General features: G+C 37.0%; 20 protein-coding genes. 14 read left to right on the top strand and 6 right to left on the bottom strand.

Features of this window, described 5'->3' with window-relative positions; all coding sequences use genetic code 11:
- The first annotated feature begins 73 nt into the window (after positions 1–73).
- The 11 genes from AC27IF_RS18605 (at position 74) to AC27IF_RS18555 (ending at position 10,516) form a co-directional block, all read left to right on the top strand.
- A complete protein-coding gene (locus tag AC27IF_RS18605; RefSeq protein WP_487055851.1) occupies positions 74–616 on the top strand; it encodes a sulfatase-like hydrolase/transferase in 543 nt (180 codons plus the stop codon).
- A gap of 7 nt (positions 617–623) precedes the next feature.
- Positions 624–938, top strand: coding sequence for a hypothetical protein (locus tag AC27IF_RS18600; protein WP_487055850.1), 315 nt, complete (start codon positions 624–626; stop codon positions 936–938).
- A gap of 109 nt (positions 939–1,047) precedes the next feature.
- Positions 1,048–2,592: a sulfatase family protein gene (locus AC27IF_RS18595; RefSeq protein WP_487055849.1), complete on the top strand. Its 1,545-nt coding sequence runs from the start codon at positions 1,048–1,050 to the stop codon at positions 2,590–2,592.
- A 181-nt stretch (positions 2,593–2,773) separates the two neighbouring features.
- Entirely contained in the window at positions 2,774–3,091 is a 318-nt protein-coding gene (locus tag AC27IF_RS18590; RefSeq protein ID WP_487055848.1) for a YciI family protein, read from the top strand.
- The gene (locus AC27IF_RS18585; protein ID WP_487055847.1) at positions 3,088–4,341 is read left to right on the top strand and encodes an RNA polymerase sigma factor; all 1,254 of its coding nucleotides are present in this window, start codon (positions 3,088–3,090) and stop codon (positions 4,339–4,341) included. Before AC27IF_RS18590 ends, AC27IF_RS18585 begins: the two co-directional genes overlap by 4 nt.
- Positions 4,342–4,603: 262 nt before the next feature.
- The gene (locus tag AC27IF_RS18580) at positions 4,604–5,143 is read left to right on the top strand and encodes a hypothetical protein (protein ID WP_487055846.1); all 540 of its coding nucleotides are present in this window, start codon (positions 4,604–4,606) and stop codon (positions 5,141–5,143) included.
- A gap of 8 nt (positions 5,144–5,151) precedes the next feature.
- Complete coding sequence (locus AC27IF_RS18575) at positions 5,152–5,358, top strand: helix-turn-helix domain-containing protein (RefSeq protein ID WP_487055845.1); 207 nt, start codon at positions 5,152–5,154, stop codon at positions 5,356–5,358.
- 73 nt (positions 5,359–5,431) lie between these two features.
- Positions 5,432–6,256: a hypothetical protein gene (locus tag AC27IF_RS18570; protein ID WP_487055844.1), complete on the top strand. Its 825-nt coding sequence runs from the start codon at positions 5,432–5,434 to the stop codon at positions 6,254–6,256.
- A 2-nt stretch (positions 6,257–6,258) separates the two neighbouring features.
- A complete protein-coding gene (locus AC27IF_RS18565; RefSeq protein WP_487055843.1) occupies positions 6,259–7,323 on the top strand; it encodes a tetratricopeptide repeat protein in 1,065 nt (354 codons plus the stop codon).
- Between the two features lie 2 nt (positions 7,324–7,325).
- Complete coding sequence (locus tag AC27IF_RS18560) at positions 7,326–7,724, top strand: hypothetical protein (RefSeq protein ID WP_487055842.1); 399 nt, start codon at positions 7,326–7,328, stop codon at positions 7,722–7,724.
- A 911-nt stretch (positions 7,725–8,635) separates the two neighbouring features.
- A complete protein-coding gene (locus AC27IF_RS18555; RefSeq protein WP_487055841.1) occupies positions 8,636–10,516 on the top strand; it encodes a methyl-accepting chemotaxis protein in 1,881 nt (626 codons plus the stop codon).
- Positions 10,517–10,556: 40 nt separating this feature from the next.
- Here AC27IF_RS18555 and AC27IF_RS18550 read toward each other — a convergent pair whose 3' ends face one another.
- The 6 genes from AC27IF_RS18550 to AC27IF_RS18525 all read right to left on the bottom strand — a co-directional run bounded on the left by AC27IF_RS18550 (position 10,557) and on the right by AC27IF_RS18525 (position 17,787).
- Entirely contained in the window at positions 10,557–11,321 is a 765-nt protein-coding gene (locus tag AC27IF_RS18550) for an IclR family transcriptional regulator (RefSeq protein WP_487055840.1), read from the bottom strand.
- 198 nt (positions 11,322–11,519) lie between these two features.
- Positions 11,520–13,016: a CoA-acylating methylmalonate-semialdehyde dehydrogenase gene (locus tag AC27IF_RS18545; RefSeq protein WP_487055839.1), complete on the bottom strand. Its 1,497-nt coding sequence runs from the start codon at positions 13,014–13,016 to the stop codon at positions 11,520–11,522.
- A gap of 37 nt (positions 13,017–13,053) precedes the next feature.
- On the bottom strand, positions 13,054–14,214 hold the full coding sequence (locus AC27IF_RS18540; protein ID WP_487055838.1) for an iron-containing alcohol dehydrogenase: 1,161 nt from the start codon (positions 14,212–14,214) through the stop codon (positions 13,054–13,056).
- A gap of 75 nt (positions 14,215–14,289) precedes the next feature.
- Positions 14,290–15,156, bottom strand: coding sequence for an enoyl-CoA hydratase (locus tag AC27IF_RS18535; protein WP_487055837.1), 867 nt, complete (start codon positions 15,154–15,156; stop codon positions 14,290–14,292).
- 51 nt (positions 15,157–15,207) lie between these two features.
- Entirely contained in the window at positions 15,208–16,446 is a 1,239-nt protein-coding gene (locus AC27IF_RS18530) for a CaiB/BaiF CoA transferase family protein (RefSeq protein ID WP_487055836.1), read from the bottom strand.
- Positions 16,447–16,893: 447 nt separating this feature from the next.
- Entirely contained in the window at positions 16,894–17,787 is an 894-nt protein-coding gene (locus AC27IF_RS18525) for a LysR family transcriptional regulator (RefSeq protein ID WP_487055835.1), read from the bottom strand.
- A 122-nt stretch (positions 17,788–17,909) separates the two neighbouring features.
- Here AC27IF_RS18525 and AC27IF_RS18520 point away from each other — a divergent pair, with 122 nt between their 5' ends.
- The 3 genes from AC27IF_RS18520 (at position 17,910) to gloA (ending at position 19,996) form a co-directional block, all read left to right on the top strand.
- Positions 17,910–18,416: a lactoylglutathione lyase family protein gene (locus tag AC27IF_RS18520; RefSeq protein ID WP_487055834.1), complete on the top strand. Its 507-nt coding sequence runs from the start codon at positions 17,910–17,912 to the stop codon at positions 18,414–18,416.
- Between the two features lie 15 nt (positions 18,417–18,431).
- Positions 18,432–19,520, top strand: a complete 1,089-nt coding sequence (locus tag AC27IF_RS18515) for an L-dopachrome tautomerase-related protein (RefSeq protein ID WP_487055833.1) — start codon at positions 18,432–18,434, stop codon at positions 19,518–19,520.
- 89 nt (positions 19,521–19,609) lie between these two features.
- A complete protein-coding gene (gloA, locus tag AC27IF_RS18510; protein WP_487055832.1) occupies positions 19,610–19,996 on the top strand; it encodes a lactoylglutathione lyase in 387 nt (128 codons plus the stop codon).
- The last annotated feature ends 158 nt before the right edge of the window (positions 19,997–20,154 follow it).

Raw genomic sequence — 20,154 nt, 5'->3', positions numbered from 1 at the left:
CATCTTTGCACAAAACAATTAGAAAGTCGTTATGCGAACAATAACCCAATATTCAAGTTACTTGATAATATTCATGAGTATTACACTTTCAGGCTGCAGTTCACCTGAAAAATCTTCACTAACTAATAAATTAACAAATGAACACCAAAAACCAAATATTATTGTTATTTACACTGACGATATGAATTTCACTGACGCTGGTACTTTTGGTGGCAAAGTATTAACACCTACTATTGATGAATTAGCACCGCAAGTTCAACCCTCTCGATCAAGTGTATTTGCTCGCGTAAAGGAAGCCGGTTTACCCGAAGAAACCGCGGTTATGTTATGGATTGATGACGCCATTAAGTCGGTTATCACTAAGTTAGCCAGTCATAATATTCTAGACAATACCTTGATTATTTTTGCTAGCGACCATAGTGGTGCGCATGGTGGACGAGGAAAAATGACCAATTATGAAGGTAGGGTTAATACGCCGGCACTCGTTTGGTGGCCTGATAGAATAAAGCCTCAACAAGTCAATAGCTTAGTAAGTGCTGTGGACATAGTACCCACTACTTTAGATGCCGCTGGTGTTAGCGATAAGAACAAGTCACTTGATGGTACAAGCATGTGACCGATAAATGGAAGTATATGCCGTGAGATTCCCATCAGATATTCAAGAAGATGCCATTGCCAACCCGGGTAAATATAATCAAGAAGGGTTAACCGTAACCAATGACGCTTTGGTTGGTTTAATGCGCTCTCGTTATAACGCCCACGAATTGCATCCCCACTATTTTGATCAGCTATATAATCTAGAGCAAGATCCAAACGAGCAACATAACTTAGCGAAAGATCCAAAATATGCGTCAATACTTGCTGATTTACAGAAAAGTTTAAGCAAATATATTACGCCGATGCCACATAATTTTGGCGAGTTTAAAAAAGCGAATTAATGTTTCATTACTGTTTATTTAAAGTGTTTGGCCTTATAGCGCTGCAAAAAACATTCACAATCTATAACAAATAACGAGATTATTTATGAAAACTATTATAAGAAATTATATGACAATTTTGATAGGAAATGTGGCTTTATTGGCTTCATTTTCAAACTTAGCAAGCACATTTCCTACTGAAGTTATTGTTAACCAAATTGAAGGGGCTAAAAAGCGTAATATTGTGTTTATTTTAACGGATGACCATCGATATGATGCAATGGGTTTTATGGATCATCCATTTATGAAAACCCCTAATTTAGACTCAATTGCTAACGAAGGTGTTCATTTACAAAATGCCATGGTAACTACTTCACTTTGTTCGCCAAGTCGCGCATCAATTTTAACAGGTTTATATACACATAAGCATCGCGTTATTGACAATAATCGTTTGGAGCAAGATGGTACAGTTTACTTTGCAGAATATTTGCAAAAGCAAGGTTACGACACGGCATATTTTGGTAAGTGGCACATGGGAAGCCACAGTGATCATCAAAGACAAGGCTTTAAACATTGGGTTAGTTTTGCTGGTCAAGGTCATTATTGGGCACCAAGAGATAAAAAATGGACACTTAATGTAAATGGTAAACGTGTACCACAAAAAGGCTATATCACAGATGAATTAACAGATTATGCGATTGACTGGATGAAAGAGAAACAACGTAAAGAACAGCCATTTATGATGTACTTATCTCATAAAGCGGTACACGCTAACTTTACACCAGCAGAACGCCACAAAGGTATGTACGATGGTCAAGTTGAATTGCCGTCCAACCATAAAGTAGAAGATTACGGTGAACATACACCTCGCTGGTTACGTGATCAGCGTAATAGTTGGCATGGTGTAGATTTTCCTTACCATAGTGAAGTTGATATCAAAAAGTACTATCAAAACTACACTGAAGCATTCTCTGCAGTTGATGACAGTATTGGTCGTGTCAAACAACAACTCAAAGATATGGGTTTATACGAGGATACGTTAATTATTTATATGGGTGATAATGGCTTTATGTTTGGTGAACATGGGTTAATTGATAAACGTGTCGCCTATGAAACATCCATTCGTGTACCTATGGTTATGCAATTACCTTCATTAATTGAAGGTGGTCAAGCTATAGATAATGTAGTAGCTAACATTGATATTGCTCCAACGATATTAGAAGCTGCGGGTATCAAAAAGCCAGATCACATGGACGGTCAAAGCTTTTTACCATTAGCACAAAAGAAAGAGATCAAATGGCGTGATTACTTTTTGTATGTTTATTACTGGGAGAAAAACTATCCACAGTCACCCACGGTATTCGCCTTGCGTGGTGATAAGTTTAAATACATCACTTATTATGGTTTATGGGACACTGACGAGTTATACGACTTAGAGAACGATCCCAAAGAGCAAAACAACTTGATAGCAGATGCTAAGTACACGAAAACAATAGACAAAATGAAAAACCATTTATTTAATATGTTAGCCGCTGAGGGCGGGATGGATATTCCAATGAATAAACCCAAAGGGAATGAATCATATATTCGCCTTCGTACTCGTAGTGGCGATAAGTCTGCAGACTTCCCAAGCCACTATGTTGTCGACAAGCCGAAAAATACTAACGCCCAATAACTATTGTGTCAATTTGTGCCACAAGAAAGTTCAATAGACCTTGTTATATAAATATACATCATTCAAATAAATATGTTGCTATGTGTCCAAAAAACGAAAGTTCGATCGTTAAGTTAAGTAGAAACTTTTAATAAAAAATAAAGGAATTAATATTATGTCGAAAAATAGCTATCTATGCGTTATGAGAAACCAACCAAATCAATCTAAAGCAACAGGTTCACCTTCACCAGGTCAAATGGAAGAAATGTATGCTAAGTTTAATGCTTGGAAGGATAAGTACAAAGATAATATCCTCGATATGGGCGGAAAGTTAGGTGATGGTAAAGTTGTTACCAAAGAAGGTGTTATGGATGGTCCTTTTGTTGAAGTTAAAGAGGTGGTTGGTGGGTATATGATTATTACTGCAAACAGTCTGGAAGAAGCTCTTAATGTAGCGAAAAGTAGTCCAGGTATATTTCTAGGTTCTAGCATAGAGGTAAGAGAGATCAATAACTCTTGACTCCTAGAAGGCTAATAGAGAAATTTTTTCGTCTTGAGTACAGTAAACTGGTCACAACTCTTTCTCGTCGAATTGGTGTGCAACATTTAGACGTTATTGAAGATTCCGTTCAATCAGCCTTAATGATTGGACTGGAATCATGGCGTTTAAATGGTGTCCCAAAAAACACTTCCGCTTGGTTATATAGAGTTGCATCAAATAACCTAATAAGTGAATTGCGTAAAAAATCTAACAGTGATCGTATTTTATTTCAAAATAGCCAAAAATTTGAAGACGATTTAGTAACGACCCCTGACTTTTTTTTATCTACGGAGCTTCAGGATGACTTTTTATTAATGCTATTTGCATGCTGTAGTGATGATATTCCTGTTGAATCTCAGCTGGTTTTTGCTCTTAAAGTACTTTGTGGTTTTAATATTCGTGAAATTTCAATTAGATTATTCACAAGTGAAGCTAATGTATACAAACGCTTCTCTCGTTGTAAAAATAAGTTAAAAAGTAATAACCTCAAATCATTGTCTGTGTTAACAAAAGAATGTCCATCTCGGTTGGTTTCAGTCAATAAAGTCTTATATTTAATGTTCACTGAAGGGTACCTTTCCGTTACTCATGAATCAGGGATAAGGAAGGAGCTTTGTGAAGAAGCACTTAGGCTAACCACTATTTTAGTTAGTAGGAAAATAGGGAAAACCCCTGAAACTTATGCATTACTTTCTTTAATAAATCTTCAGATGGCAAGAATGGAAGGAAGGCAAGATAGCACAGGAGGGTTAATTCTATTAGAACATCAAGACCGCTCTTTATGGGATAAGCAGAAAATACAAGATGGACTTCTGTGGCTAGAAAAGTCCGCTTGTGGAGATTATTTCTCTAGGTATCATGCTGAAGCAGGAATTGCTGCAGAACATTGTCTTTCTATGTCCTATAAAGAAACTCGATGGGATCGAATCGCTGATAACTATTTACTTTTAGAGCAAACGTCATCCTCCGCTATTCACAGGCTCAATAGAGCCGTCGCTATTGCTGAAATGAATGGTCCAGAAGCTGGTTTAACTGTTATTCATGGGTCGACTTTCCCAAGTTGGTTAATGGAAACTTATTCATGGAGTGCTGTATTAGCTGATTTGTATTTACGAGCTGGGGATGAAAACTTGGCCAAAAAGCATCAAAAAATTGCATTAGACTTAGCTCCCACTAAAGCATTGAAGAATCTTTTAACAAAACGTATGGAATGGATAGACCAGCGCTAAATTGGTATACATTAACTTCCCAGTCTATCTAAATAACTAACAAATAATCATTAATATGGCTTAAGAGAATCACTAGACTTAAATTTAAAAAATTGAAAAAGGCGATAGCAGTGATGTTATCGCCCTTTTTTCATTTATAGTCAAAGTCATCGGCATCTTATTTTATGCTATACGATATTTATTTATCGATTATCGATAAATAAATATCGCAATTTGTTTTTGATGTGTTATCTTATTGATGGTTTTTAGTGATAGGTGATTTATGGATATACAAGTACACGCAAGAACTCAGCAAATTAAAAAATTGAGTCAAAAATTATTTACTTTTTTAACCTTGTTTAGATATTTGCTCTATGGCTGTTGGCTATTGATTTTTGGGATTGCTTTTTTTATTGATAGTGGTTCTTTAATGCTCGGGGATAATGCGTTCTATATTCAGGAAGTAAGCCTGTGGCTTAAAGGAACAATATTATTTTTGTATGCTCTCGCTTTGTATCTGGCAATACGCATAACAAGTAACTTTCGGCATCTAATGAGTCATTTTATCGCAGGGGAAATATTCAGCCATCAAGCGATAATAAGTGTAAAGGCGGTCCTTAATAGCGGAGTCATGTTTTTTATATTGTTTATTATTCAAAATATTTCAGGGTGGATACTATCTTTGTTAACAGGGGCTACGTCACATTTATCAATAGGAATAGAGTTTCTTATCGCGGTGATCTTTTTCGGTTTAATGTACATATTACTTTGGGCGCTTGAAATTGGTTGTGATCTTAATGAAGAGTCAGAGATGACGATATAGGAGCAACTATGGCTATTATTGTGAATTTAGATGTCATGCTCGCAAAGCGTAAAATGAAGTTAAATACTCTTGCTGAAAAAGTAGGTATTACCGCGCAAAATTTATCTGTTTTAAAGTCAGGAAGAGCTAAGGCTGTTCGCTTTGATACGTTAGATAAAATATGCCGAGCTTTGGAGTGTCAACCAGGCGATATATTGGAGTTTCAATTAGAGTAAGCCAACCAATTAAATATACAATTCAATCGGAATTTATTGTTATTTTATAATAACTAATTAACGGAATATTCACATGAAAAAATTTGTTCTCAGGCTACTTATTAGTATGCCTATAGGGTTGCTGTTGCTTTTTTCGGGCTCAGCGCATTCTGCCCATTTAATAATTGAAGCGGATTCTTCTTCATTATTACATTTAGGTGCAGCTATTTTATTGTATAGCCACATTGGTGGTGGCGCGCTTGGTTTAATTGCCGGTTCTATTGCTAGTTTATCGGCTAAGGGCAGCTCATTACATCGCTTTGCAGGTAACATTTTTTTTATATCGATGTTTATTTGTTATTTCATTGGTGCATTAGTTTCCCCTTTTCTAGCAATGGAAAAAGCCACTAATTTTGTCGCGGCAATACTCGCGTTGTATTTATTGATTACCGGGAAGTTAGCTGCCAATAGCCGAGAAATGGTTGCAGGTAAGGCGGAAAAAATTGGTTGTGTCATTGCCTTTTTAATTACAATGATGGGTATTGTTTTTATTATTTTGGCGAACCAAAGTAGCAGCGGCACAGTTGATGGTGCTCCACCACAGGCATTTATTATATTTGTGGTTGCTGGCGCGGTGGCTTTTTGTGGCGAAATTAACCTTATATTACGTAAAAAATTATCTAATCAATCACGTATTATTCGTCATGTTTGGCGGATGAGTTTCTCTTTCTTTATTGCCTCGGGAGCCTTGTTTTTTGGTCAGCAAAGTTTCTTTCCCGACGGGTTTAATAATAGCTTATTTCCTGTTCTTTTAGGCTTCTTTCCTATTATTGTTTTGTTTGTTGGGGTGATAAAAATTCGCAAACCGTTCATTAATACGATAAAAAAAATCAGATTTAAACGACTAGGGAAGGAGTAAGTATGTCCATTAATCTTTTAGTGAAGCTATGTATAAGTTTTTTATTCGTGTATTCGTCAATGTTGACAGCGAACGAACCCCTTAAGGTTGAAAGTAAAAGTGGGGTGCATTTATTTGAAACTAAACAATACGATCGTGCTCAGCAATACTTTATTAATCAAATAAATAAGGTTAACGATAGAGAAAATAATACAACTGAATATAAACAGGCTTTGATCTATTTGAGTCAGATATCATTAGTTAAAAAAGACAGCGAACAGGCTGTAGAGTATATAGAAAAAGCACTAACTATATCGATACTTTCAGTTGATGATTTACTTTTGGCAGGTGACATTTACTGTGAGCATGCAATGCAGGTTTCAATTTTTAGTGCGTTGAGTTTTGGTAAAAAATGTATGAAGCAATATGAAAAATCCGTTGAAAATTTTCCGAGTGATATAAAAGCACTTCGTATGGTGATTGAATTTCATCTAGATGCGCCGTCATTGGCTGGAGGCTCAATGGAAAAAGCTCAGCATTACCTGCTTCAACTAGAAAAAATCTCACAAGAAGATGCTCACATGCTTTGGTTGAAATATACAGAAATAGTTGATGGCGAAGATACTGCACTGCGCTTAGCAGAAAAGTATTCGAACACTCAATATCTTAATAGTGAAAATATGTATCAACTCGCCCGATTCTTAAAAGATAAAGAACGTTATCAAGTAAGTAAAACATTATTTATGGAAGTAATTTCGGAAGAACAAAAATTTGAAGTCAGTCACATGGCAGATACTTGGCATAAAAATGACAGCTGGTTACAGTTGGGAGAAATTTACCTAGCGGAAGGGGAAGATTTTAATAAGAGTATTGAATATATTAAAGAATACATGAAGCGTAATGACGATCCTTATGATGTTCATTATTACTGGTCTCGATGGAGTCTAGCAAAGGCTTATTATGCAGCGGGAAATGTTGAACAATATAAAAATATTGTTGATACCATAAAGAAAAATAATAAACAGCAAGACCAAAGCTTTACTGAACAGTTTAACCGTGGCTTAAAAGCACGAACTATTAAAGAGTAATTATGAAAGATCATTCCTCTTTAAGTACTTTCCGGCTTAACTTATTAAGGGCTATGTACCTATTTATATTTGTAGGTTTAACTTTAACTGTTTGGCCAGATATTTGGTATTTTAAGCATGCAGTTATTTCCGATGATAGTGTAGTGCTAGCCATGTTAGCAAGCTACTCTTTAATGGCACTTTTAGGGTTGCGTTATCCAATAAAAATGTTGCCATTCCTAATGATAGAGTTATTGTGGAAGTCTATTTGGCTCATTGTATTTGCCCTGCCAAGTTGGATTCAAGATAGCCAAAGCCAGTTTGTTATGGAGGTCACGTTTGCTTGTTTATTCGGTGTGATTCTCATAACTGTCGTTATGCCTTGGAAGTATCTACACCAACAATATATGAAAATTAATTAGCCGGAGTGCTCTTTCACATTGGCAGCCAAATAATTGAAGATAGTAGAGTTAAGATACACTCAAACTGTAATTTCAATTTATCGAATCTTGTCTCTAGAGTACGGAAATATTCAGTCTTACAAATGCATTTTCAACTAAGGGCCTATATTTATATAAACACCATTCAATATCGTCATTTCCGTTATTGAATTCTGCTTCTATGTATAACTGGGCTTGAGTTTAGGTTGCTAATTATAATTCGAATGCCCTCACTGTCATAGCTATTGTCTGTGATAATAAATTCCTAACTTTAATATCTTTTTGTTGTACATAATTATGAAATTCATGCGGGTACTTTTATAAGTAGTCACAACAAACAGCACCGATAAATACCATTTAAGTAGCTACCTACAGATATCAGGAGTTTATAGCTATTCGTTTTGATAAAAATAACATAAATATAAAAACACTAACAACAACGAATAGCTAAAAAGGGCACAACAAAAGATAAGTATACATATAGAGACAATTTGGCTTATAAATGAAAAGATTATTTAAAACATGAGTTCCGTAGCTTAAAAATAAAACCTAGCTAATAATTATTAACTTTACATTCCAAAGTAATTTATTTTATCTAAGATAAATCTACAATAACGACCAGTAGCCTTATGATTATTAAACATACATTTCTAATTTACCAATCAAAAAATATGAATGTACAATACTGGTTCATTTTTTTGATGTCAGTATTGACTAATCTCATTAGCTTGTCGTAATATAAAACGATACGATATGTCTCAATAACACGAAGATTTACTATACATATACTTGGATAAATAAATATGAAGTGAAACTTGTCCTCTCTTCCTCAACGTACTTATCATATAAGAAACAAACAATTGAGTTACATTTAATTTATACAGGGAACTAAAATGAATGAATTTAAACTAAAGATTATTGGAACATTAAGTTTTATAATTTTCGCTATTATCTCAACACTAATAACTTTTAGTTACAATGCTTTCAAAGCTGAGAGTATTGATTTGAATAGGGCACTTTTACACGAAAAAAATATAACAATTAAAACAGGCTTGCTAGAAAAACTTACTGGTTATAGACAAATGTTATCCTCCATTAATATTTCTCCTACTGAAATATCCTCTAAAGGCTTATCTCTTAATGCTATAACGCAACTAAACTCTTTATCTCGGGCACAAAGTACCATTAGTGATGGCGTGTTTCTTTTTACCAAGACAGGAGCTATTTATAATGTGGCGGGTAAAAAGCTAGGTTTTAATGTGAAAAAATTAAATCGCGCTTATTATAATGCCATTTTTAATAACAACAGTGATTTTTTTGTCTCACCACCTTTTAATTCGGCCGTAACAGGCAAAGAAGTATTAGGTATGGCTTTAAAGGTGAATGATTCTATTGCAGTACTTTCTACTATTTATATGGAAAGTGTACTAGAAACCAGTCTTAACCGAGAGGATATGTTCTTATATACAACCGATGGTACAATATTAATTGCCCCCTACCCTGACTTTATCGGAAAGAACATTTTCACAAAACGCCCTATATATAAGAAGTTTAATGCTAAAAACCTTGAATTGTCGTATACCGCTGAAGTGAATAATAAAGATGTTGACTTCACTTCTTTTTGGGGCACATTAAACATTACTGGTTGGTCTTATGTTACATTCATTCGAGACAGTGAGATTGAAAAAGGGGTTAATAATGAATTAGCTACAGATGTGTTATTAGGAGCGATTAGTTTAATAATTGCTGTGTTAATATTACTTGCTGTTGTGAATAAATTGGTTCTAAAACCTGTAGGTGGACCACCAAATGAAATTGCTAGCTTGATGGAGAAAATAGCTAACGGTCAATTAACGGATAACTTACATAATAAAGACATAAAAACAGGTATTTACTTCTCTTTAATCAACTTATCTCAACAGCTAAAAGGGTTAATAAAAAATTCCCACAGTATTTCAGAAAATGTATCGTCAGCTTCTCAGGAATTAAATACCGTGATGAACCAAACACAATATAATGCACAGCATGAACTCGCTCAGGTGGAACAAATATCCACAGCTATTCAACAGCTATCAATCACTTCTCAAGAAGTAAGCGGTAAAGCCATAGAGGCCGAGGAACAAACTAGAACAGCACAGGATAACATAAATAATGGCAAAGAAGCTTTAGCAAAAACGATTGCGCTAACTGATACTATTAACGCTTCAGTATCAGATACTGCAAGCATAGTAGAAGACTTGAAACAGTTTGCTTTTGAAATCGGCTCGGTAACTGAGGTTATTAACACCATTTCAGATCAAACTAATTTACTCGCATTAAACGCAGCTATTGAAGCCGCACGTGCCGGTGAACACGGACGTGGCTTCGCCGTTGTTGCTGATGAAGTTAGAACACTAGCGTCAAAAACACAGGAATCAACTGTTAGCATTAAAGAAATAATAGAAAAACTACAATACCAATCCGAAATAGCTCATAAAAACATGAGCCAAAATGTAGGATTAATTCAAGAATCGGTGTTACTTGCTGATAATGTTAAGAATTCGTTTGAGGACGTTTCATCAGCAGTACAATCTATTTCTGATATTAATATGCTAGTTGCAACAGCTTCTGAACAACAGTTTAGCGTAACAGAAGACATATCCAAAAATACTACGCTGGCGTTTGACTTGGTACAACAAAACGTCGCGGCTGTTAACCAAACTTTGCAAGCCTCATCTGAATTAGCGCAATTGGCAGAGTCTCAAAAAAACGAACTTGCCTTCTTTAAAGTCTGACAAGTGGCACAGCTATAGAATAACTAACATTTAATAATACCTATTCCTTAAGTAAATCCCCTAATTCAATCGCGGCTTGACGTAAAATAGGCTCAAAGCTTAACAATTCGGTTAAGCTTTTTCGGATCACGGGGGCATGTGTAAAAAGGCAGGCAAATAATTTTCCATCCTGATCAACAATCGGTACAGAGCAAGCAACCATCCCGTCGATAAACTCCTCGTTATCAATACCTAATTCATTTATCCTAATATCGTTTAACTCTTCTTCTAATAGAGATGGTTCAGTAAAAGTATTTCTAGCAAGTTTTTCTAATGATAACTTATTTAGAATACGCTGACGACGTACAGTTGGCAGTGAGCTTAAATAAAGTTTTCCACTTGCAGTACACCATGCTGGTGTATGACTTCCTATAGGTAAATGAATCCGCAGCGGCCAATTGGTTTGAATTCGATCATAATAAATCATGTCTGTACCGTCAGGAATTGCAATTCCACAAGTTTCACCGATCGTTTCTGCTAGCTTTTTTAAAATAGCCTGCCTCAGGGCTTTAAATCGACTACTATGAAGTACACCTAAGGCAATACTATGCATTCTATCACCTGGCACCAACAGCCCCCTCATATTGAATTTCACATAGTTATCAGCTTCAAGTTGTTGCAATAAGCGATGAACAGTAGGCTTAGGAATATTAAGTGAGAAGACTAGATCTGCTGGTGACATAGGTCTTTCAGTACGTGAAATAGCTTCAATAATTTCAAGTACCCGAGTAATTGACGAGCCTTTTTCTCTTCTTTGATTTGGCATGTTTTTTCCTGCATTAGAGGTCGATGATATTATAATCAAGCAGCAAGAGTATTAGCAAGCGTCTCGATGAAGAGCCAAACACCTTAATTATTCTTTGATTATAAATCAGACAATAAAAAAGACTAGTCCACTACAACAAATAGACTAGTCTAAAGTGCCTTTGAAGGGAGTTTAAAAAAGCACTTAAAACACGAAGTATTAGCTTAAGGTTGGCATTGAAAACTCAACACCTTCACGCACCCCTGCAGACGGCCAACGTTGAGTAACTGTTTTACGTTTACTATAAAAACGTACAGCATCTGGCCCATACGCATGTAAATCGCCAAACAAAGAACGCTTCCAACCGCCAAAACTGTGATAGGCAACAGGAACAGGTAATGGCACATTAATACCCACCATACCCACTTGAATATTATCCGAAAAATATCGAGCGGCTTCACCATCACGTGTAAAAATACATGTACCATTACCGTATTCATGCGCATCAATTAAATCCATTGCTTGTTGCATGGTATTTACGCGAACAACTTGTAATACAGGCCCAAAAATCTCTTCTTTATAACTAACCATATCGGGAGTTACATTATCAATCAGTGTACCACCCACAAAAAAACCATCTTCGAAACCTTTTACAATTGGGTTTCGACCATCAACAACAATTTTAGCGCCCTGCTCTTGCGCGTGGTTAATATAACCAATAACTTTGTCTCTATGTTGCTTGGTTATCACCGGACCAAAATCATTACTGCTGTCACTAAAGTCCCCCACTTTTAAAGCAGACATTGCTTTCGTCATTTTTTCAATTAAAACATCTCCAGCTTCATCGCCAACGGCAACAGCAACAGATAATGCCATACAACGCTCACCAGAAGAGCCAAATGCTGCACCAAGTAACTGGTTCACTGCATTATCCATATCTGCATCAGGCATAATGATAGCGTGATTTTTTGCGCCACCTAAAGCCTGACACCTTTTTCCATTTGCATTCGCTGTTGCATAAATATATTCCGCAATAGGTGTTGAACCAACAAAACTAACCGCCTTAATACGTTCATCTGTCAATAAAACATCAACCGCTTCTTTATCGCCATTAACTACATTCATGACACCATCAGGCAAGCCGGCTTCTTTTAATAGTTGAGCAATAAATAATGTTGAGCTTGGGTCTCGTTCTGATGGCTTTAAAATAAAACAGTTACCACAGGCGATAGCCATTGGGAACATCCAAAGGGGTACCATCGCAGGAAAGTTAAATGGTGTGATACCAGCAACAACACCTAACGGTTGAAATTCGCTCCATGAATCTATATTAGGCCCAACATTTTTACTGTGTTCGCCCTTTAATAACTCTGGAACACCGCACGCGTATTCAACATTTTCAATACCGCGCTGTATTTCACCTGCCGCATCATGTGATATTTTACCGTGTTCCTGACCGATCAATTGGCTAATTTTATCAACATTCGCCTCTAACAATTCTTTAAATCGAAACATCACCCGCGCTCGTTTAATCGCTGGAGTATTACGCCATGTAGGAAAGGCCGCCTGAGCACTTGTAATAGCTTGCTCAACAGTGTTGACCGAAGCAAGTGCTACCTTACAAATAGCTTTCCCCGTTGCTGGGTTAAACACATCTTGCTTGCGTGTGGTGTCATCTATAATTTCACCATTAATTAAATGTCCAATAGTCTTCATAGTTTTTCCTAAAGTTTGAGAAAATAAATGGCTTAGGTTAATCCCACAGCCTCTGATAAATAGAAACCATATCGCCAATTGACGGCTCTATGGGATTGTTACTAGGTGAGCCTGACGCTAACGCTTGCTCTGCCATTGTTTGACAAACATCAAAGAAATCTTCTCTTTTAATGCCAAAACCTTCAAGAGTTGGTACTTCAAGCTCATCATTTAACGCCTTAAGTTCAGTTAACAATTTTTCATTGGCTGCTTCATCATTGTCTCCTTCGATTGCGACTCCTATAGCACGGGCACAATCAGCATAACGTTTAGGTGCTGCAGGGATGGAATATGCTGTAACACTAGGTAACAACATCGCGTTAGATAAACCGTGCGGCACATGAAAAAAAGCACCGAGAGGGCGGCTCATACCATGCACTAATGCAACAGAAGCGTTTGAGAAAGCAACCCCAGCTAGAGTTGAACCAAGCATCATAGCCTCTCTAGCTTTTTTATCATCGACATTTTGATAAACTTTTCTTAAATTCGGCCCTATTAACTTCATTGCAGCTATAGCTTGACTATCACTATACGGATTAGCCTTTTTACTGACATAGGCTTCAATCGCATGAGTGAGTGCATCAATACCAGTATCTGCTGTTATTCTCGGTGGAAGGCTTAGGGTTAACTGAAAATCAATTAAGGCTGCGATAGGCATAAACCCCATACCAACACAAAGCATTTTTTCATCGGTGGCTTCATCAGTTATAATTGTAAACCGTGTTACTTCCGAGCCTGTACCTGCCGTAGTCGGCACTGCAATGACAGGTAAACCTTGCTCGCTAACTATCCGCGGAAAACGATAATCTTGCATAACGCCGCCATGTTTAGCTAATATTGCAATAGCTTTCGCACTATCAATAGGGCTTCCTCCGCCTAAAGCAATAATACAATCATAATTTCCATTGCGAGCTTTTTCTACGCCTGCTTGAATTGACTTAACTGTCGGCTCAGGCACAGTATCATCAAATATAGGTGCTGAAATCCCTTTAGCACCTAAACAGATTTGTATTCTTCTAGCATAACCCAGTTGCACCATCATTTTGTCAGTAATAACTAAAGGACGACTGCAACCAAGGCTTTTTAAAATACTTGGTATTTCAAGACTGGCATCTTCACCAATTTGCATAACCTTGGGTAAAATAATTTGTGTAGACATGTTAACTTCTCTTAAAAATAAACAGGTGAAATAAAAATCAATCTAATTCAAAAATGAAACACTAAAAATATACGCTTAACGATGGCGAAATACCGGTGCTCGCTTAGCGATAAATGCGTGCATTCCCTCTTTTTGCCCTTCAGTTGCAAAAGCTGCTTGAAATAAACGTCGTTCATGTCTTATACCTTCAGTAAGGCTAGTTTCAAAAGCAACAGTCACAGCTTCTTTAGCCATACGTACAACAGGGCTGTTATAACCGGCGATTGTATGTGCTGCTTCTAAAGCTGTTTGTAGTAACTCACTACCAGGAACCACTCGTGATACTAAGCCAGCAGCTTTCGCTTCTTGCACATCAATGGTTCTTCCCGTTAGGATCAAATCCATAGCAAGCGATTTACCAACAGCATTTGCCAAACGTTGCGAGCCACCAATCCCGGGTAAAATTCCCAATTTAATTTCTGGCTGGCCAAATTGAGCATCTTCCGAAGCGATAATAAAATCACACATCAATGCTAACTCACAGCCTCCACCTAGCGCATATCCACTCACTGCGGCAATAATAGGTTTACTGATTAAACGTAACTCATCCCAAGACGCAAAAATATCATCACAATAAAATTCGGCATAGCTCAAATTAGCCATCTCTTCTATATCTGCTCCCGCAGCAAAGGCTCTAGCACTACCGGTAATTATGATTGAACCAATATTGTCATCTGCATCAAAGGCCTTTAACGTATCAACTACCTCTTTTGCAAGCTGTCTACTGAGCGCATTTAAACTTTTAGGGCGATGAAGCGTGATCATCCCAACACGTTCACGACGTTCCACCAAAATAGTTTCCAATACTTCTGGCACTTTATGTGTCTGTTCAGATGTATCTTCATTTTCATTTAATTTTTTCGTAGCATTTTCTTTTTTTACTGTTGCGTTATTATTTTTCATTATTAATCTCTCTTTTAAGTACTTAGGGGCAAATAAGCCGTTCAAGATAATTTATTCTTCACTTTCATCCGGTATCTTTTGAGGTGAAACCGTAGGGGCGTACGCTCCATGCTTAGCCATTAATTCATCCAAAATTTTCTCTCTATGTTCATTCAGTGCAGGCGACTGAATGGGTACTTCAGGATCTACCTCTGTTAATGAACTCATCTTAATTGGGTTACCTGCTGTTCTGACTGGCCTATCATTTTCACCTTTGACTTTTACTATCATATTCCTTGCTAACAATTGAGGGTGGGTGAATAATTTATCGATAGTATTGATAGGGGAGCAAGGCACTCCTGCTTCATTCAAGGCATCTATCCAGTGTTGCATTGGTTTAGTCAGTGTTAGTTTTTCAACATCTTCAACCAGTTTTTTTCGATTTTTAACACGTAAATCATTGGTTAAAAACTGTGGTTCAAGTGCTAACTGTGGTGAACCTAAGGCATCAGCCATGAGTAAAAACAAAGTGTCATTACCTGCACACATCACGAACTTACCATCACTGGCGGCAAAGGTTTCAAAAGGAGCAAGTGACGGGTGATTATCACCTGTTCGAGTAGGCACAATCCCTTCAACATCATACCGAGCCAACGCGGTTTCCATTAATGCCGCTTGGCAATCAAGCATACCAATATCAACACGTGTTCCTTGAGCATCCTTAGTACGACTATATAGTGCCGACAATATACCAATGACACCAAATAACGCCGCGCCTAAATCACCAAAGCTAGTACCAACACGAGCAGGCTCTTCGTCTGGCCATCCTGTTAGACTCATAACTCCTCCCATCGCTTGCACCACCATATCGTAGCCCGGAAAATCACTATAAGGACCGCTATGACCAAAACCCGAAATAGAGGAATAAATGATGTGCGGATGTGTTTTAGCAAGGCGTTCAGGGCCATAACCAAGGCGCTCCATGACACCTGGACGAAAATTTTCAACAACAACATCACAGCTATCTAATAAGCGCTCTAATAACTCTCTGTCTCGTGGCGACTTAATATCAAGAGAAATACTCTCTTTGCCACGGTTAAAACACATAAAGTAAGCGGAATCAACGCCAACAAAGGGTCCAAACGCTCGGGTATCATCACCTGTACCAAATCGTTCAACTTTAATCACTCGTGCGCCAAGATCTGCCATCACCATGGTGCAATAAGGCCCAGCTAAAACACGAGAAAAATCTAACACGGTAATCCCATCTAAAGGACCAGGCTTTACATCTTCTTCTTTTAATTCATTCATAAGTGTGAATCCATCAATCAATAACTATAATGAGACTAACAGTCTCGAATTAACATAGTTGCACATCACAAATAACGAGTCAATATGTATCAATATTAGACCTTAGTATTAATAAAAAGAACTATGCAAAGCAAAACACTTAAAGTATACAAAGCACAAAACAGCAGTAATAGTTTGTATTTAAAAGATTTAACAGGAGGGCTATTATCACTAATTGTTGACAGCTAGCTAATGAAAGGAGAATAAGTTTAACTTCAATATAAACGGCTCTAAGGGAGTTTCGTGTTAAATTTAATTTATTTAGCTTGTCAGGTGGGTGTAATTTATTATGTCTTTAATTTTAGGTGGATGATGAGTAAAAGTATTTAAGATACCGGCTTGTGCTTATTACAACCTCGTACTCTCTATGATAGTAAGCAAAATGTAAATAACCGTTAAGATTTGATTTTAGCAACCAATGACTATACTTTTAATACGTTGGCGTAGGTTCTCGAATCGAAGCGGTAATTGCCTGAAACGTTTTTGTACTGCTATCAGTGGCTCTGTGACTTTTTTAGGGGACGCCATTACTTGTAGTTGTTCAATGTTTGCAAAGCTATCTAATGCACTTTTCGGCAGTACAGTGAAGCCCAAGCCTTTACTGACAGGTAATAATATTTGAACCAATTGATTTACATAGCCTGAAACCGGGATTTTATTAATATTCTTTGAAGCTAATTCAGCGATACCGCACTGTGAAAAATAGGATGATAAATAATGAAACGCATCCGGATGATTTATCAAACCAATTGACGATAACGTTTGGTAGACATTACCTTTATCAACAGAATTTTTCGGTAGAATTAACAATAGCTCATCATCACCTAATCGCTCTAAATCAAAAAATTCGGGATCGGGTTGGTGAGTTATGATGGCAAAGTCAAGCTCACCTGCACTGATACCCGTTAATATATTTTGATTGGGTGCAACTTCAAGTTGAATAACTATCTTGGGGTGTGTCAATTGAAAATTCAACAATTCAGGATACAGGCGCAATGCCAATGCGCCAGGGCAAGCTACCCTGCAAACACCTGAGTAAGGATCATCAAACCCTAGTTTATCTAGTAATTCTTTCTCGTCAGCTTGTACCTTTAAGGCATACCCATAAACGACTCTCCCCTGCTCTGTTAGCTCAAGTTTTTTATTTTGACGTACTAATAAAGCATGACCACAACTCGCTTCAAGCTTTTTAACATGCTGACTAACACCGGGTTGGGTCATGAACAACTTATTTGCTGTTTGGGTAAAGTGTCCCGTTTCAACCAGTGTTTTAAACGTTTGCAGCCAAGTAGGATTTAGCATAGCCAACCTATAAAATAAAATTATAATTTCCATAATAATTAATAATTTTATGTTTTCAAGTTTTATCGATAAAGTTAACACATCAGTAACAAAATAATTTTATTAATCGATAGGAAAAGACTATGACAACACCATACCCTAGAACATTTTCTCATATTGGTATTTCGGTACCTGATCTAGAAGCAGCCGTTAAATTTTACACTGAAGTACTTGGTTGGTACCTCATAATGGAGCCAACCAAAATAACGGAAGACAATAGCCCAATAAGCGAAATGTGCACCGATGTTTTTGGTCCTGGCTGGGAGCATTTTCGTATAGCTCATCTCTCCACAGGCGATCGCGTCGGTGTTGAATTATTTCAGTTTAAAAACCAAGAAAACCCTGAAGATAATTTTGAATACTGGAAAACCGGTGTTTTTCACTTTTGTGTTCAAGATCCTAATGTCGAAGAGTTGGCTGAAAAAATTGTTGCCGCAGGTGGAAAAAAACGCATGAAAGCGCCTCGCTATTACTACCCTGGTGAGAAGCCATATCGCATGATTTATATGGAAGACCCGTTTGGCAATATTCTTGAAATTTATAGTCATAGTTATGAACTGCACTACGCAAGCGGTGCCTACAACCAATAATACAAGGATTTATTTATGAGCAAAATGATGACGATTTTACTCTTAACCTGCTCGGTAACAGGCTGTAATTTACTAGAATCCAAAGCAGCTAATCTCAACACAACAGCGGCCACAACTCAGCTTGAAACAGTACTTGAACTTCCTTTTCGTCCTGGAAATGTTGCCGCAACTCAAGATGGACAAGTATTTGCTACCGTTCACCCGCTTGGCGGGGAGCATGGTATCCAATTATTAGAAGTCACCGGACAAAACAGCTATCAAGCTTGGCCATCACCGAAATTTCAGTCAGAAATTGGCCAGTTTAGTGAGAATACTATTGATACCCCTTTAGGTATCACCAAAGACAAAATGGGTGGCTTATGGATTGTTGATATGGGTCAAAACATCGGAAAAACTCGTATTTGGGGTTTTGACATTAACACCGGTGAGCTTATATCAAAAATTGATTTACCCACAAATATTGTCCCTAAAAATAGTTTCGTGCAAGATTTGGTTGTTGATCGCAAGAAAGGTTGGATTTATCTGGCTGACTTAGATAATCCCAGCATACTGACAGTAAATATAGCAACACATGCCATCAGTCGTTTTAGTAATCACCCATCATTAGCTCCTGAAAAAAAGGCAAAAATGATTATTAATGGTAAGGAGGTATATGTCGATGGAAAACCGTCTAAGGCAGGGATTAACCCTATCACTTTATCAGATGATGGTACAACCTTATTCTATGGTGCTATGAACGGTAAAAGTTGGTATAGCGTACCGACTGAGCTTTTACAAAACGGCGCTGAACATGATGTTATTACCAGTAATATTACTTTGGTTGGCGAGAAACCTGTTTCAGACGGCGCAACTACCGATAGACTAGGTAATCATTATTTTACTAATTTAAACCATAAGGGGATAGACAAATTAAATGCACAAGGGAAACTTATTCCGTTAATTAGAGATGCCCGTTTAGACTGGCCGGATAATGTTTCTTTAGGAGATAACAGCTGGTTATACATAGTAGCAAATCAGCTTTATAAATCCCCCTCATTTACAGGTGGTAAAGATGTAGGCCAAGCCCCTTATTATATTTATCGCATGAAAATTAATAGCCAATAAAAATTATCAGTTCGTACATTTAGCGAAATATGTCATTTAACAACACATCAAAATTAATACTTTGATTAAATATTTAAAAGAGAGCACTAATGAATAAAATATTACACACTATGATACGCGTAGCCAACTTAGAAAAGTCTATTGATTTTTATACAAAAGTTTTGGATATGAAGTTACTTAGTACCGATAAAAATACCCAGTACCGTTATACGCTTGCTTTTTTGGGCTATGGTGAAACTACGGATGTAACCATTGAACTAACCTATAATTGGGATAAAAGTGAGTATGACTTAGGTACTGCATTTGGTCATATTGCAATCGGTGTTGATGACATATTCAAAGCGGTAGAGTATGTAAAAGAACAAGGCGGTGAAGTTACCAGGCAACCAGGTCCGGTGCTTGGTGGGGAAGCAGTTATTGCCTTTATTAAAGACCCTGATGGTTACATGATTGAGCTGATTCAAATGGATGATTAATAGAGAAAACACTTACAACTTAGCTTAAAACTAATTCAATACACCATTAACCAATTGAAAATAAAAGAGGCTATCAAAAACTTCTATTTTGATAGTTTCTTTAATTTAAAGAAAATTTTGTGTCAATACCGAGCCTTAGCAAGAAATTTTGACGGCCA

It is taken from the genome of Colwellia sp. KS18-150 (assembly GCF_057551365.1).
This window is presented reverse-complemented; position numbering and strand designations above follow the sequence as displayed.

Bases quoted from the DNA above. Each gene is read 5' to 3' on its own strand.
- AC27IF_RS18605 (WP_487055851.1), top strand. From the start codon at position 74: ATGAGTATTACACTTTCAGGCTGCAGTTCACCTGAAAAATCTTCACTA.
- AC27IF_RS18600 (WP_487055850.1), top strand. From the start codon at position 624: ATGGAAGTATATGCCGTGAGATTCCCATCAGATATTCAAGAAGATGCC.
- AC27IF_RS18595 (WP_487055849.1), top strand. From the start codon at position 1,048: ATGACAATTTTGATAGGAAATGTGGCTTTATTGGCTTCATTTTCAAAC.
- AC27IF_RS18590 (WP_487055848.1), top strand. From the start codon at position 2,774: ATGAGAAACCAACCAAATCAATCTAAAGCAACAGGTTCACCTTCACCA.
- AC27IF_RS18580 (WP_487055846.1), top strand. From the start codon at position 4,604: ATGGATATACAAGTACACGCAAGAACTCAGCAAATTAAAAAATTGAGT.
- AC27IF_RS18575 (WP_487055845.1), top strand. From the start codon at position 5,152: ATGGCTATTATTGTGAATTTAGATGTCATGCTCGCAAAGCGTAAAATG.
- AC27IF_RS18570 (WP_487055844.1), top strand. From the start codon at position 5,432: ATGAAAAAATTTGTTCTCAGGCTACTTATTAGTATGCCTATAGGGTTG.
- AC27IF_RS18565 (WP_487055843.1), top strand. From the start codon at position 6,259: ATGTCCATTAATCTTTTAGTGAAGCTATGTATAAGTTTTTTATTCGTG.
- AC27IF_RS18560 (WP_487055842.1), top strand. From the start codon at position 7,326: ATGAAAGATCATTCCTCTTTAAGTACTTTCCGGCTTAACTTATTAAGG.
- AC27IF_RS18555 (WP_487055841.1), top strand. From the start codon at position 8,636: ATGAATGAATTTAAACTAAAGATTATTGGAACATTAAGTTTTATAATT.
- AC27IF_RS18550 (WP_487055840.1), bottom strand. From the start codon at position 11,321: ATGCCAAATCAAAGAAGAGAAAAAGGCTCGTCAATTACTCGGGTACTT.
- AC27IF_RS18545 (WP_487055839.1), bottom strand. From the start codon at position 13,016: ATGAAGACTATTGGACATTTAATTAATGGTGAAATTATAGATGACACC.
- AC27IF_RS18540 (WP_487055838.1), bottom strand. From the start codon at position 14,214: ATGTCTACACAAATTATTTTACCCAAGGTTATGCAAATTGGTGAAGAT.
- AC27IF_RS18535 (WP_487055837.1), bottom strand. From the start codon at position 15,156: ATGAAAAATAATAACGCAACAGTAAAAAAAGAAAATGCTACGAAAAAA.
- AC27IF_RS18530 (WP_487055836.1), bottom strand. From the start codon at position 16,446: ATGAATGAATTAAAAGAAGAAGATGTAAAGCCTGGTCCTTTAGATGGG.
- AC27IF_RS18525 (WP_487055835.1), bottom strand. From the start codon at position 17,787: ATGCTAAATCCTACTTGGCTGCAAACGTTTAAAACACTGGTTGAAACG.
- AC27IF_RS18520 (WP_487055834.1), top strand. From the start codon at position 17,910: ATGACAACACCATACCCTAGAACATTTTCTCATATTGGTATTTCGGTA.
- AC27IF_RS18515 (WP_487055833.1), top strand. From the start codon at position 18,432: ATGAGCAAAATGATGACGATTTTACTCTTAACCTGCTCGGTAACAGGC.
- gloA (WP_487055832.1), top strand. From the start codon at position 19,610: ATGAATAAAATATTACACACTATGATACGCGTAGCCAACTTAGAAAAG.